General features: G+C 48.4%; 14 protein-coding genes. 10 read left to right on the top strand and 4 right to left on the bottom strand.

Features of this window, described 5'->3' with window-relative positions:
• The first annotated feature begins 24 nt into the window (after positions 1-24).
• Genes ASG34_RS11010 through ASG34_RS10985 form a run of 6 tightly spaced genes read left to right on the top strand, consistent with a single transcriptional unit; the run spans position 25 to position 7,286 of the window.
• Complete coding sequence (locus ASG34_RS11010) at positions 25-438, top strand: type IV pilin protein (RefSeq protein WP_156376483.1); 414 nt, start codon at positions 25-27, stop codon at positions 436-438.
• A gap of 2 nt (positions 439-440) precedes the next feature.
• Positions 441-974, top strand: a complete 534-nt coding sequence (locus ASG34_RS11005; protein WP_055830460.1) for a GspH/FimT family pseudopilin — start codon at positions 441-443, stop codon at positions 972-974.
• A gap of 20 nt (positions 975-994) precedes the next feature.
• A complete protein-coding gene (locus ASG34_RS11000) occupies positions 995-1,378 on the top strand; it encodes a type IV pilus modification PilV family protein (RefSeq protein WP_088178528.1) in 384 nt (127 codons plus the stop codon).
• Entirely contained in the window at positions 1,375-2,541 is a 1,167-nt protein-coding gene (locus ASG34_RS10995; protein WP_055830457.1) for a PilW family protein, read from the top strand. The genes ASG34_RS11000 and ASG34_RS10995 overlap by 4 nt, the downstream gene beginning before the upstream one ends.
• Before the next feature lie 52 nt (positions 2,542-2,593).
• Positions 2,594-3,220, top strand: a complete 627-nt coding sequence (locus ASG34_RS10990) for a pilus assembly PilX family protein (RefSeq protein ID WP_235559781.1) — start codon at positions 2,594-2,596, stop codon at positions 3,218-3,220.
• 10 nt (positions 3,221-3,230) lie between these two features.
• Positions 3,231-7,286 carry a pilus assembly protein gene (locus tag ASG34_RS10985; protein WP_235559780.1) on the top strand — a complete coding sequence of 1,352 codons (4,056 nt, stop codon included), beginning with the start codon at positions 3,231-3,233 and terminating at the stop codon, positions 7,284-7,286.
• Between the two features lie 363 nt (positions 7,287-7,649).
• On the opposite strand, the gene ASG34_RS14070 is transcribed toward ASG34_RS10985, so the two are convergent.
• Complete coding sequence (locus ASG34_RS14070; protein ID WP_200934447.1) at positions 7,650-7,805, bottom strand: hypothetical protein; 156 nt, start codon at positions 7,803-7,805, stop codon at positions 7,650-7,652.
• A 257-nt stretch (positions 7,806-8,062) separates the two neighbouring features.
• On the opposite strand from ASG34_RS14070, the gene ASG34_RS10980 reads away from it, so the two are divergent.
• Positions 8,063-8,473, top strand: coding sequence for a hypothetical protein (locus ASG34_RS10980; RefSeq protein WP_055830451.1), 411 nt, complete (start codon positions 8,063-8,065; stop codon positions 8,471-8,473).
• Positions 8,474-8,477: 4 nt separating this feature from the next.
• Here the strand turns inward: ASG34_RS10980 and ASG34_RS10975 are convergent, their stop codons facing one another.
• The 3 genes from ASG34_RS10975 to ASG34_RS10965 are packed head-to-tail and all read right to left on the bottom strand — an operon-like array spanning position 8,478 to position 10,786.
• Positions 8,478-8,981 carry a DUF1993 domain-containing protein gene (locus ASG34_RS10975; RefSeq protein ID WP_055830448.1) on the bottom strand — a complete coding sequence of 168 codons (504 nt, stop codon included), beginning with the start codon at positions 8,979-8,981 and terminating at the stop codon, positions 8,478-8,480.
• A gap of 11 nt (positions 8,982-8,992) precedes the next feature.
• On the bottom strand, positions 8,993-10,492 hold the full coding sequence (locus tag ASG34_RS10970; RefSeq protein ID WP_055830446.1) for a YifB family Mg chelatase-like AAA ATPase: 1,500 nt from the start codon (positions 10,490-10,492) through the stop codon (positions 8,993-8,995).
• Between the two features lie 45 nt (positions 10,493-10,537).
• Entirely contained in the window at positions 10,538-10,786 is a 249-nt protein-coding gene (locus ASG34_RS10965) for an accessory factor UbiK family protein (protein WP_055830445.1), read from the bottom strand.
• A gap of 254 nt (positions 10,787-11,040) precedes the next feature.
• On the opposite strand from ASG34_RS10965, the gene ASG34_RS10960 reads away from it, so the two are divergent.
• The 3 genes from ASG34_RS10960 (at position 11,041) to ASG34_RS10950 (ending at position 13,843) form a co-directional block, all read left to right on the top strand.
• Positions 11,041-12,012 carry a TorF family putative porin gene (locus ASG34_RS10960; RefSeq protein ID WP_055830442.1) on the top strand — a complete coding sequence of 324 codons (972 nt, stop codon included), beginning with the start codon at positions 11,041-11,043 and terminating at the stop codon, positions 12,010-12,012.
• Between the two features lie 76 nt (positions 12,013-12,088).
• Positions 12,089-12,427 (top strand): P-II family nitrogen regulator, encoded by a 339-nt coding sequence (glnK, locus tag ASG34_RS10955; protein ID WP_018986930.1) that lies wholly within the window; start codon positions 12,089-12,091, stop codon positions 12,425-12,427.
• A 15-nt stretch (positions 12,428-12,442) separates the two neighbouring features.
• Positions 12,443-13,843, top strand: a complete 1,401-nt coding sequence (locus ASG34_RS10950) for an ammonium transporter (RefSeq protein ID WP_055830441.1) — start codon at positions 12,443-12,445, stop codon at positions 13,841-13,843.
• The last annotated feature ends 80 nt before the right edge of the window (positions 13,844-13,923 follow it).

The raw sequence follows: 13,923 nt of genomic DNA, 5'->3' as shown, positions 1-13,923 counted from the left end.
GCACATCGTAAAAGAGGTCTCAGTATGATGCGCAATGCAATTCAACACGGGTTCAGTCTGATTGAAATCATGATAGTGGTCGCCATCATGGGTATCTTGGCCAGTATTGCTGTGCCTGGTTACCAGGACTATATCAGGAGTGGCAATGCGGTAGAGGCCCCTGCTAACCTTGCCAATTGCCGCGTGCTGGCAGAGCAGTTTTTTCAGGATAACCTCACTTATGTAGGATTTACCTGTAATCCGCAGGATGCCCGATTTTTTGATTATTTCATTGATGATCAAACAGCCAACACCTATACCTTGCGCGCAACAGGGCGGGCTGCCCAGAATATGGGTAATTTTGAATTCACAGTCAATCAGGACAACTTCAAAACCTCAAGATATGATGGTGCGACAGGTGCTTCCTGCTGGTTAACCAGTTCTTCTGGTAGCTGTTAGGCATGCAGCAACAAGGCTTTTCATTGATAGAACTGGTAGTGACTGTCGTCGTGCTGATGACGGTCTCGGTATTCGCCATCCCCGCATTTCAGGCATCTATAGGTAACTCCCAGATCCGCACGGTGACTGAGTCGATCAAAAATGGGTTGCAGCAGGCGAGAGTGGAAGCGATCAAGCGTAATACCAGGATCAGATTTACACTTCAGGCCAATGGGGCATGGCAATTGGGCTGCGTTAACCAGGTAATGCCAGCGGACATGGCCTCTGTTGCATGTCCGGCTATTATCAGCCAGAAAAGCGCTTCCGAGGGTTCTTCTGCAAATATCACAATCGTTGCCGACAATCCATCCGTTGTTTTTACAGGATTTGGCGCGCGCGACCCTGCTGTTGCCAACGGACTTTCGCGCGTGGACGTATCGAATAATCAGGTAGATCAGGATGAGCTAAGGGCTTTGCGGATCATATTGGCAGCGGGTGGCCACGCCAGAGTCTGTGATCCTGCTGTGACTGCAGTGGGAGATACACGCAGATGTTAAGTCGTCCTCACAAAAAAAGTATGCCGAAGCTGTTATCTCGGCAATATGGTTCTGTATTGATTGAATCTCTGGTTGCCGTGGTCATTTTCAGTATGGGTGTATTGTCCCTGGTGGGACTGCAAGGCGCCATGCAGAAAAACAGCAGCGATAACCGCTACCGTGCAGAGGCGCAGTTGATTGCACAGACACATCTGGCAAATATGATGGCCTTTGGTGGCGATGCCGCCACCTACGTCGCACAAGTGGACCGAGCCAGGATCAGGACACAATTGCCGAATGGCACACTCACTTTTTCTGCTATTACAAATAGCATGATCACTGTGACGGTCGGCTGGCAAGTGCCGGGCGGCAGGCAACATCAGGTCAATGCTTCCAGTTACTTGTTTGATGTAACGTCTGAATGAAAACAGGTTCTTACATACACACTGTGCAGCACAGGTCTCTTGCCAGGCAAACCGGGATGAGTCTGGTTGAACTGCTGGTCGGCATACTGATCGGGCTGGTTGCGACTTTGGCGATCGGTAATCTGTTCAGTGGTTTTGAAGCGCGTAAGCGCATGATTTCCAGTGGTTCTGATGCGCAGTCCAGCGGAGTGCTGGCGCTATATTTTTTGCAGCGCGACGCACAAAATGCCGGATATGGACTGCCTTTATACAATAGCCAAGACCCGTCACCGTTGCTGTGCCCTATCAACACTTCCATTAACCAGGGCGGGGTAGTGGTTAATCTATCACCTATCATTATCGTGGACGGCGGTGCCGGACAGGATATTGTCCGCATCCGCTATGGGAATCCACCCAGTGGAGGTGCCTCTGTGCGTGCGGTTGGTAACCTGGCCTCGCCGACGCTGGATGGCCCTTTGCTTGGTTGCCAGGAAGGGGATGTGGTGTTATTCCACCAGACGCAAGACAATCCTAATTGCAGCCTGGCCCGTATCCAGCGACTGAATGCTGACCGAGTGATTAATACATTGACTGAGATCGATACCACACCTACGGATCGCCCTGTGACTAATTTGAATGGAGCAGAATGGGTGCGGTTTTCTTGTCTGGGAGTTTGGAACCAGTATGAGTACACTGTGAATCCCAATCAGGAACTTACCAGGACGGGTGGAACGCCAGGTACCAATCCTTTTCCGAATAGTGCTGCAATTCCGATGGTCAGTGATATTGTCTCCTTGCAAGCGCAGTATGGCGTAACCAATACGCCTCATCCTGATCCTGTGTGGGCAGCTTCGCCTACCGGATCGCGTTTTCTCAACCTGGTTGATCAATGGACAGATGCGACCGGTACTTTTGGCCCAGCGATGGATTTAATGGACAGAAACCGAATACGGGCAATACGTATCGCGGTCGTCGCCAGGGATGGCGGGATACAAAGAAATATAGTCAGCCAGGCTTGTAACGGTAATGCCGTCGGCATTAGTAGAGTGTGCATCTGGACCAATGACGCTACGCCGGCCAATGTCAATTTGAGTCACATTACCGATTGGCAGCGATATCGCTATCGCACTTTTGAGGTGACTGTGCCGCTCCGAAACATTCTTTGGAATCGTGATGCCTTGTAAAGCTATTCCAACTTTTTTTGGGCATAGGTCAGATCGTGCCCAGGCTGGAATCGTGCTTTTTTTTGCCTTGCTGGCACTTGCAGTGATGTCTATTGCCGCGGTTGCATTGATTCGGAGTGTGGATACCAATGCGCTGCTATCCGGCAATATGGTATTCAGGCAGTCAGCCAGTGCGACATCGAATGTGGCACTGGAAGGGGTTGCACAGAGTATCACTCAAAATATCAGTTTGGCTAATAGTGTCCGGCACTCACCCGGTTTAGGGTACTACGCTAATTGCAGCAGATTCGATGCACAACCGAATGCATCGGTTTGCGATGGAAGCCGGTTGACGACCACCCCTTGGGATAATACAAACAGCCGCTTGGTCCCTGACCAGGTAGACGGCAACGCGGAGATCCGTAATGGTGTTGACCGGCAGGGGAATCAAATCAGGTATGTGATTGAGCGCATGTGCAATTTCAACGAGGCTGAAATTAACGCCGGGAATGCTGCCATGGATGGGGCACGCTGCCTGATGGCCAGTTCTACAGCCTGCAGGCCTCCAATAGATATTCCGGGAGGGCCAGAGCAGCCGCCATGCCCGAATCAGGCTACTTCGCCGATTTATCGCCTCACGTTACGTATCAGTGGACCTAAAAACACGCTGACGTTTATGCAGTCATTTATCTCCAACTAGCACAGGTGACATGATGAAAAATAATTCCTGGATAAAAAAACTGGTTTGGTTGGGCGCGATGATTCCCTGTCTGGTACAGGCGGAATTCCTGGATCTGGCTACTATGCCGTTGCAGACCTCCGGCAGCTCTGATGTGAAGCCTAACCTGATGTTTGTACTGGATAACTCAGGCAGTATGGGGTGGGATTATTCGCCTGACTGGGCAAACTCTTCTTCAGACTGGCTGAGAGATAACTCTGATTACAACACACAATATTATGATCCAAGAGTGGTTTACAGCCCGCCTCTCACTTACTTAGGGGTAAGCATGAGTAATCAAACCAACTTTAGTGCTGTTGCAAACGAAGTGGATGAGTTAGGCAGAACTAAAAATGGGACTTCAGACTTAAGGGGTAGGGCTTTTTATTATGCATTTGTAGCTGGCGAGTATTGCTCTACACCAAATCTAACTGCCTGTGTTGCTTCAAAGGTGCCAACAGGTAGTAATATTTATCCGGCGGATATACGCTGGTGCAGTACCAGTGCAGCGGCGGGTGCACGTGGATTGTCGGGTTCTATGCGATGCCAGAAAATACGTAATGCTAGCAGCACAGTTAATGATGGTAATACTTATACTTTTTTACGTAAACCTTTTGATACATATACCTTGGCATTAACGAGGACTGCCGGTACAGCGACAGTACTTAGTATTAAAATTAATAACATAGAAATTTTATCGCAGGCAGTAGCTACCTCGGGTAATAACAATACGCTTGCAAACACGGTGCTAGGTAGTATCTGCCAAGGTAGTTTATCCGGGAATTGTGATGTCAATGGGAATATAGTTACGCGTAATAATAACGTATTGACCATTCAAACACCAGCTGGAGATCCTATTAATCCGGCATCCCCTATCCAAGTCACAATGACTGGCGGAACGTTTTCAGCGCAGTTAGCAACAGACACAGCGAAAGATATACCAGGCAGTATGGTGTATGTGCCTATCAGTACTGCCATCAACACTTATACTGCACCCGGCCAATCTGTGAAGGGTGTAGATAGAAGCGATTGTGCGGGTACAACGTGTACCTACACTGAAGAAATGACCAATTACGCGAATTGGTGGGCCTATTACCGTACACGAATGCAGTCCATGAAAACGGCAGCTAGCCAGGCCTTCAAATCACTGGATGCGCGTTACCGGGTTGGCTTGGTAACCATCAATAATCCTAGTTCCAATTACTTGGCCATCGCCCCGTTTAATGCCAGCCAGAAACAATCCTGGTACCAAAAACTGTTTGCTGTTTCACCTAATGGTGGCACGCCATTGCGGACTGCGTTATCCAGTGTAGGCAGGCATTTTGCGGGCAAGAAAACACTTGGTAACGATGATCCTATGCAGTATGCATGTCAGTCCAACTTTACTTTGCTGACAACTGACGGTTACTGGAATGATACGGCTACCCCGACAAGGGTGAATGGATCCACGCAAATTGGTGACCAGGATGGTAGTAGTACCCCACCACAATTTGACAGCAGCAAAAAAGCTAATACATTAGCCGATGTCGCCAAGTATTTTTACGATACAGATATTCGTGACAGCACACTGACTAATTGTAGTGGTGCTCTAGGTTCGTCTGTGTGCGGTACAACCAATGATTATCCAAAGCAAAACATGGTCACTATGACTTTGGGGCTGGGGATTGATGGGACGCTGGTATATACCGACGACTATAAAAATCAAATCGCAGGCGATTATAAAGAAATCAATTCCAGGCCGGGTACTAAAAATTGGCCTGACCCTACTTTGGCTGAAGACGGTACGCGTATTGATGATCTGTGGCATGCAGCCGTTAATTCTAATGGTACCTACTACAGTGCAAGTAACCCAAAATTGTTAAGGGAGTCACTAGCGAAAGGGCTTTCTGAAATCAAGTCCGTGCAGGGCGCGGCCGCGGCCGCGGCAGCCAGCAGCCTGGCACCTACAGATGGCGACAACTTTCAATATGTCGCCAGTTATCAGACGGTGAAGTGGACGGGTAATCTTGAGGCCCGAACAGTGAATGTAAAGTCGCTGGAGACCTCTGAAAGTGCAGTCTGGTGCGCGGAAAACGTTTCTGCTACCTCATGTACATCGCCTGCTGTTGAGACCAGAATTACCGGGAATGGTAGTACCTCTATCTATTGCAAAACTACTAGTTCAAATCAGTCCAGTTGTGATGGTTTGGGTGGGAAATTAGGTTCGGAACTGAGTACAAATGAAAGTTCGTCCTGTTATGTGCAGATTTCGGGTAGTTGTACCGGCAGGTTGCAGACTCAAGTGGCAAATAATAGCCGGAAAATTTACTTCAACGCTAATAATGCACTGGTCTCGTTTACCGGAGATAATTTGACTGCCTCGCAAAAAACTGCATTAACAAATGGTTATCTGGCATTAAGCCAGATGCAGGGATTGCCTGCTTCTGATCCTAGAATTTCGGACGCCAATAAAGTCAACAAGCTGGTGGATTATTTGCGGGGTAACAAAACTTACGAAGATACAAGTTTAAATTCAGTAGCTGCAAACCGCCTGTTCCGTGAGCGCCAGGCGACGCTGGGAGATATATCGCAGTCACGTCCTGCTTATTTTAAAGCTTCAAATATGACCTATCTCGATGCCGGATATAAAGCCTATCGTGATGCAGCCGTTGCCAATAGAACACCTGCAGTATTCGTAGGCGCTAATGACGGTATGTTGCATGCCTTTAATGCCAATACCGGCGATGAGCTGTGGGCCTTTGTTCCCACGCCGGTAATCAGCAATCTGGCCAATCTGGCGGACAAGGAATATGGGGCTAACTACCATACCAACTATGTGAATGGGAGTCCAACCGTCGCAGATGTCTGCGTTTCTGGTTGTGGTGGAAGTGGTGCTGTATGGAGAACCATTCTTGTGTCGGGGTTGAATGCGGGTGGTCGTGGCTATTTCGCACTGGATGTGACCAATCCTTCTGCCCCAACCTTGCTTTGGGAGTTTAACGCGCAAAATTTTGGTGTGGGTATTAACCTGGGCTATACATTCGGTAATCCGGTGATCACGAAAATGCAGGATGGGCGCTGGGTGGTTTTGTTGACCTCCGGCTATAACAATGGGACATATGCCCGTAAACTGAATGATGGCAGTTTTGTAAATAACAGTCCTGTGGGTGATGGTGGCGGGTATCTGTATGTTGTGGATGCAAGCAGTGGTACTGTGTTGAAAGTGCTAGCTACGGGAGAGGGTAGTTCCGCTAATCCAAGCGGGTTGGCAAAAATCACCGCTTATGCTGACCAGTTGTTTGAAAACAATACCGCAGTTAAAGCTTACGCCGGAGATCTGAATGGAAATATCTGGCGCTTTGATATCAATACCAACGCCGTTACCAAGATAGCCACCTTACGAGATGCCAGTGGGAATCCACAAAAATTGACAACCCAACCTGTCATGGTCAGGGTGGGTAAAAATATCGCCGCTATTGTTGGGACCGGAAAATTCCTTGAGGTGGCGGATTTGACCAATACGCCGCAAAATTCCATCTATACATTCAAGGATGGTGGGCAGACGACGGCTATTGGGCGCAGTCAGCTGGTACCACTGGTGTTGAGTGGAGATCGCACAGTTGCCGCGAGCACAGCTGTCAACTTCAATACAGGATATGGCTGGTATCTGGATTTTCCGGCAGGTGAGCGTGTGAATCTGGATCCCAAAGCCGTGAGCGGGGTGATGCTGCTGTCAACCTTAGTGCCTAATAGTGAAGCCTGCAGCGGTGCTGGTTACGGGTTTTTAAATTATTTCAATTATGAAAAAGGCGGCAGTATGTTGCCCAGCGGACTTGTGTCAGAACGACTGACTACCCCTGCAGTCGGTTTTAACCTGGTTTATGATCAGAATAATGTGCCGCATGTGTTGGTGACAGGCAGTGACGACCCTACCCCAAGGCAAGTCAATATGGATGAACAGGTATTTGGTAAAACGAGTGGCGGACCGGGAGTAATTGATAATATTTTTAAACGAAGAGAAAACGGCAGCTACGGCACCAAGCAAAGCTGGCATGAGCTGATTCAATAACAGTATCAAGCACAATAAAAAAGCCCCAGTCAGGGGCTTTTTTATATCTAATGCGTTACTTCACATTTTTTGCGAACACATACAAAATCGCACAAATCACTACAACAATACCAATCAGTGCATAGATTCCAATGGCGCCTTGAAACATATCTGCCTCCTGTCGTGATAGTTGAGGAAAGTTTATTCTAGGCAAACATCTTTCGGCTGTCTATGCGAGTGAGTCCTACAGCTAGGTGATTTGTTTGGGCGAATGATGGCCGTTTTGCAGGCACAAACGGTATCGGCAATAGCAAATTTAAAAAGGCTTAACGCCTTTGTGCCACAGATTGCATCGCAACAATCTGTCAAAGAAAATAGGGTTGGTTAAACGACTTCGAGTGACAGTTCGGCTGGCTTGTAAATAGCCAGTATATTATTGTCAGCAACAATGTCTTCAGCCAGATACATAATATCCTGTGCCGTCATCAGTTCAGGCATGCTAGCGGTATAGGTCAGTGGTTCTTCCTGCCAGTTGTTCATGATATTTCCTTTAGATGCACTTCTGTATAAGTTAATAACGTCATGTCAGATCAAATCTTAATAGCAATCGCAAAATCATTCATTGCTGCTAATGCAATTGATCTTTAATGTTGCTTAGCTTAATGGCCTTGTATGAAAATTTAATGAAGCAAATATGCAATGTATGTGTCAAAAGATTGTTTTTTGGTGGCTGGTATAAAGCATTGAATGCGCGCAAAATAAGCGATATGGACTGGGTAAGATGAGAGCTTTACACAATGAAAACGCTAAAGGTGATAGGTCTGTTGGCTGTGATATTGGTTATAAGCGCAGGCGTGCTTTACTGGCAAAATATCCATGAAGATGCGCCGGAAGTCGTACATGGTGAGTTGGCGCAAACAATCAATCAATGCGATTTAATCGCCAGTAAGGCGGCGGCTGAGTTGCCTGAGGCGCTACCATTCCAGAAACAGGAAAAGTTTGCCAGGCAATCTCGCGTGCTGGATCGTTGCATGCAGGATAGAGGCTATCAGCAAAATCCAGCATGGGTTTCCAGCGCTAAGGCACGCGCTAGCGAAATTGCACATGCGCAAAACATTTCCCAGGATGAAGCTTTTGAAACGCTGCGCAGACAGGCCATGTTAAAAGATGCAGGGGCTGGCGCCAGTTACTGGCGCCAGCGTTCATGAAAGATTAGCGTTTTTGCCCCAGGTAATCCGTTTTGCCTAAAGGCACGCCGATGTGACGTAAGATGTTGTAAGCCGTGGTGATGTGAAAATAGACATTCGGCATCGCCCATTTCTGCAGGTAATCTAGCCCGGTAAAAGTCAGGTCTATTTTTCGGATTGTCAACACCACTTCTTTACTCTCTGCGCCTTCTAACTGTGTGGGCTGAATCTGCGATAAAAAATTGATTGTTTTATCGATTCTCGCATACAGCATCTCAAAACTGGTTTCATCGTCTGCATATTGCGGGATTTCGAGACCGGCCAGCCTGGCGCCAGCACCTTTGCTCATATCACTAACCAGCTGTACTTGCCGCGTCAGCGGATACATGTCGATAGACAGTCGGCTATTGAGTATCACCTCTGGCTCCACTTTTTTCTGCTCGGCATACAGTTCACCTTGTTGCAGGATGTGTTTCAGGTTTTGCAGGTTGCGCACCAACGGCGCGATGCTGACATCATATAAATGCATGGAGAGCGCTTTCAATAGTCATAACGGCGATATTGTAACGCTTCAGCGATATGTGTATCACTAATCGTGGGGCTCTCAGCTAAATCTGCAATCGTGCGCGCTAGTTTCAGGATGCGGTGATAACTACGTGCAGACAGCGAGAATTTCTTCATCGCCGCCTGTAGCAACACATGGCTTTTATCATTTAGCTGACAATGTGCTTCGATTTCAAGTGGCCCCAGCGCGGCATTCGGTTTGTTTTGGCGCTGCATCTGCCGCTGCCTTGCCAGCATCACACGCTCCCGTATATTAGCGCTGGCTTCGCCTACCTGGCTATGGCTTAACTCTTCCGGTTTGAGCGCAGGGACTTCAATGTTCATATCGATACGATCCAGCAGCGGGCCTGAAAGCTTATTTTTGTAACGTGCAATCTGTTCAGGCGTACAGCGGCAGCGCTGGTTATAGTGGCCATAGTAGCCGCAAGGGCAGGGGTTCATGGCTGCTAGTAACTGAAACTGTGCCGGGAAGGTGGCTTGCCTGGCCGCGCGCGAAATAGTAATCGTGCCGCTTTCTAAGGGCTCGCGCAGAACCTCCAATACTTTTCTGTCAAACTCAGGCAGTTCATCGAGGAATAACACGCCATGATGGGCAAGACTGATCTCTCCTGGACGCGGCACGCTGCCACCGCCGACCAGTGCGACTGCTGAGGCAGTATGGTGTGGGGCGCGAAAAGATCGCTGTTTCCAGCTTGAAGCGGGGAATTGGCTATTGAGTGACAAGATGGCCGCGCTCTCCAGCGCTTCCTGTGTAGACATCGCCGGCAAGATACTCATAAACCGGTGCGCCAGCATGCTTTTTCCGGTGCCGGGCGGGCCGCTCATTAACAAACTATGTTGCCCGGCGGCCGCCAGCTCCAGCGCCCGCTTGGCGCGCAGTTGCCCTTTTACTTCCCGGTAGTCCGCCAATATGGGTGTTTCGCTGTGAGCCATGGCGGGTTGCTGTGACAACGCCTGTTTTTCAGACAAGTGCGCACATACGGCCAGCAGGCTGTCGGCGGCATAAATCGTTGAGCCTTCGACCAAACTTGCTTCGTATGCACTCTCTTGGGGCAGAATCGCCGCCCGTACATTTTCGGTATCCTGTCGTAATTGATAAGTCATGGCGAGTGCGCCGCGAATCGGACGCAATGCACCCGTAAGGGCCAGCTCGCCGGCAATCACATAATTGCCTAAATGCTTTTTGGGAAGCTGGCCGGAGGCGGCCAGAATGCCTAGCGCGATAGGCAAGTCATAGCGACCACCTTCTTTAGGTAAATCTGCAGGGGCCAGGTTGACGGTTATCCTTCTGGCCGGAAATTCGAATTGCGCGGTCTGGATAGCGGCGCGAACCCGATCCTTGCTCTCTTTGACCTCGGTTTCCGGTAATCCAACTATGGTAAAGCTGGGCAAGCCATTAGCTAAATGTACTTCTACGACCACTTCTGGTGCTTCCATCCCGCTTAAAGCGCGACTATATAACACTGCCAGACTCATGCTGCACTCCTGCTTAACGGAATGCTAACAATTGTAAATTATTTTTTACTTTTCTGAGGTGTGAGCTTGTTCCAACGTACTTATTTTTTCTTCCAGTACTCGTAATTGTTGCTGGGTACGGGCGAGTAAAGCCGTCTGGATATCGAATTCTTCGCGGGAAACAAGTTCCATTTTGGTGAGCATGCCCTGAATTAGTGCATGAATATTTGTTTCAAGCTCTGAAATTGGGCTTGAATCAATTAATTGTTTGATTTTAAAAGATAATTCTCTGATTTTATCATTTGAAAATAGCATAGTTTATTGCTCCTTTTTGTGGAATTTTAGCATGTAAAGCAACAGAAAATCTAAATTTAATGCCTATTTTTTATATAAAAACTATAAAAATCAAATGGTTATGAAAGTATAAGAAATTAAAATTTCAAATAATAACTTAAATATATGATTTTAAATAATTATGTTGATTGGCACATGCCTTGCTTAGTGGTCAATGTTGTTTCATTCTCGTTTACAACAATTCGATCAAGACTTTATAGAGAGAGGACTCATAAATGCGTCAATCTATTTTACTTACAGCAGTATTAGGCACCTTGTCACTCGCACAAGTTTCTTATGCAGCTGAAGCTGAAGAAAAAGCGCCCGCGGCTGTAGAAGCAAAATCTCCTTGGGCAGCGACAGCCAACATTGGCTTCGTGTCTGATTACTACGCACGTGGTATTTCACAAAACTGGCACAAACCTTCTGTACAAGGTGGCCTGGATATTACGCATGACAGCGGCTTTTACGTCGGCGCATGGGGTTCTAACGTCACACCAAACACTTTCCCTGATGCAACGGCTGAAGTTGATGTCTACGGTGGTTATAATGGGTCCGTACCTGGCGTTGAAGGTTTAGGCTACAGCGTTGGTTTGATCGGTTACCTGTATCCAGGTGGTTCATGGAAAAAATACAGAAGCTCTGCTGCTCTTGGACCAGATGGTGCAAACACTGTATTAACACCACGTGGTGGCCGCTGGGATACCGCTGAAGTTAACTTTGGTTTGGCTTATGGCTGGTTGAGCACGAAGCTTTCTGTAACATTGACTGACTGGTTTGGTGCTGAGCGCGCAACCGGCTGGGATGGAAGTACAAAAGGCAGTACTTACTTTGAAGTGAACGCAAACTATCCATTGCCATGGTGGGACCTGACACTGGTGGGTCACGTGGGCCAATTGAATGTCAATGGTAAACTGGATACTACGTTTACAAGTGATGGTGGTATCAACGGTCCAAGTACAAGCTTTTCAGGTGCTTCCAGCCCTGATTACACTGACTACAAAATCGGGTTGAGCAAAGCGTTTAAAATCGGTGCCTCTGAAGGCTGGAACGGTGGTATCTACTACGTAGGTGCCAGCAATAGGCAGTACTGGGGTGAAAACGGTTACGGCGGTACAAGCTTTAACGGTAAAGGCGATGCAACTCGTGCCCAAAGTAAAGATTTGAACGAAGGTCGTTTGGTATTTACTCTGACTCGTACGTTCTAAGTGTTGTAAAAACATAAGTGCTGTAAACACATCTGGCGGGCACGGTGCCTGCCAGAGTTAACAACAGGAGAAGCAAATGAAATTTGTGTCCGCAATAATCAAGCCGTTCAAGCTTGATGAAGTGCGTGAAGCTTTGTCCAACATCGGGGTACAAGGCATCACCGTCACTGAAGTAAAGGGGTTTGGACGCCAAAAGGGGCATACCGAGTTGTATCGTGGCGCTGAATATGTCGTGGACTTTTTACCAAAAGTAAAACTCGAAGTAGCCATTAAAGACGATATGCTGGACCAGGTGGTAGATGCCATCGAGAAAGCGGCGGCGACTGGCAAGATTGGCGATGGCAAAGTATTTGTCTTCGATTTGGAACAAGTTTATCGTATCCGTACCGGTGAAACCGGTCCGGATGCGTTATAGGAGAGGGCTTCAGCTATGAAGAAAATTCTTTCTGTATTATCGCTGGTCGCCCTGATGGGTTTGGCAGCAATTCCAGTCACTTATGCTGAAGAAACTGTGACAGAAACTGTTACTGTGACGGAAACAGTGACGCCTGATGCTGCACCTGCAGCCGAAGCGCCAGCAGCAGAAGCCGCACCCGCTGAGGCCGCCGCTGCACCTGCGACACTGGATGTCGGTAATACCGCATTCATGATTATCGCGACTGTGCTGGTGATCCTGATGACGATTCCTGGCCTGGCACTGTTCTATGGTGGTTTGGTACGCCAGAAAAACATGTTGTCAGTATTGATGCAGGTTTTTGTGGTGTTCTCGCTGATCTCTGTGTTGTGGGCGGCTTATGGCTACAGCCTGACATTCACTGAGGGCAATATGATTGTCGGCGGCTTGAGCAAGGCATTTTTGTCTGGCATCACGACTGACAGTTTGTCCGGCACGATCCCTGAATATGTGTTCCTGACCTTCCAGATGATTTTTGCTGCGTTAACACCTGGCTTGATCGTCGGTGGTTTTGCTGAGCGCATCAAGTTCTCTGCCGTGCTGCTATTTACTGCTTTATGGGTGACATTTGCTTATATCCCAATCGCGCATATGGTGTGGGGTGGTGGTTACCTGGCTGAATTGGGTGCCAAAGACTTTGCCGGTGGTACTGTCGTACATATCAACGCTGGTGTGGCTGCATTAGTTGGCGCATTGATGTTAGGCAAGCGTATCGGTTACGGTAAAGAAGCGATGCCTCCGCACAACCTGGTGATGACCATGATTGGTGCTTCATTGCTGTGGGTGGGTTGGTTCGGCTTTAACGTAGGTAGCGAACTGGCTGCAGATGCGACTGCCGGTATGGTATTGATTAATACCCAATTGGCAACAGCTGCAGCGGTTATCGGCTGGATCTTTGCTGAGTGGCTGTTCAGAGGCAAGCCAAGCATGTTGGGTGCTGCTTCAGGTGCTGTTGCTGGCCTGGTAGCAATTACACCGGCATGTGGTTTCATCGGCCCTATGGGTTCTATCATCCTCGGGTTCACTGCCAGCTTTGTCAGCCTGTGGGGTGTGACTAAACTGAAAGGTGCACTGGGTTACGACGATTCACTGGATGTATTCGGTGTGCACGGCCTGGCTGGTATCTGGGGCGCGGTAGGCACTGGCGTACTGATGGCGCCTGGTCTGGGTGGTGTAGGCTACGCTGAAGGCGTGACCATGGGCGGTCAAGTAACTACTCAAATCATCGCTGTAGTCGTAACGCTGATCTGGACTGGTGTTGTGAGCGTGATTCTGTACAAAGTGGTTGATGTCGTAGTGGGTCTGCGTGTTAGTGAAGAATACGAGCGCGAAGGCCTGGATACAACTGAGCACGGTGAGCGTGCGTACAGCCTCTAATATAGTGATAGATTGCAGTAATTAATTTCGAACCTGGATTGCAGGCAAGATAGGAAAAACGGCTCTTCATGAGCCGTTTT

The sequence above is a fragment of the Methylophilus sp. Leaf416 genome (assembly GCF_001424665.1).
GTDB lineage: Bacteria > Pseudomonadota > Gammaproteobacteria > Burkholderiales > Methylophilaceae > Methylophilus.
The sequence above is the reverse complement of the archived record's forward strand: the minus strand, read 5'-3'. Positions and strand labels throughout refer to the sequence as shown.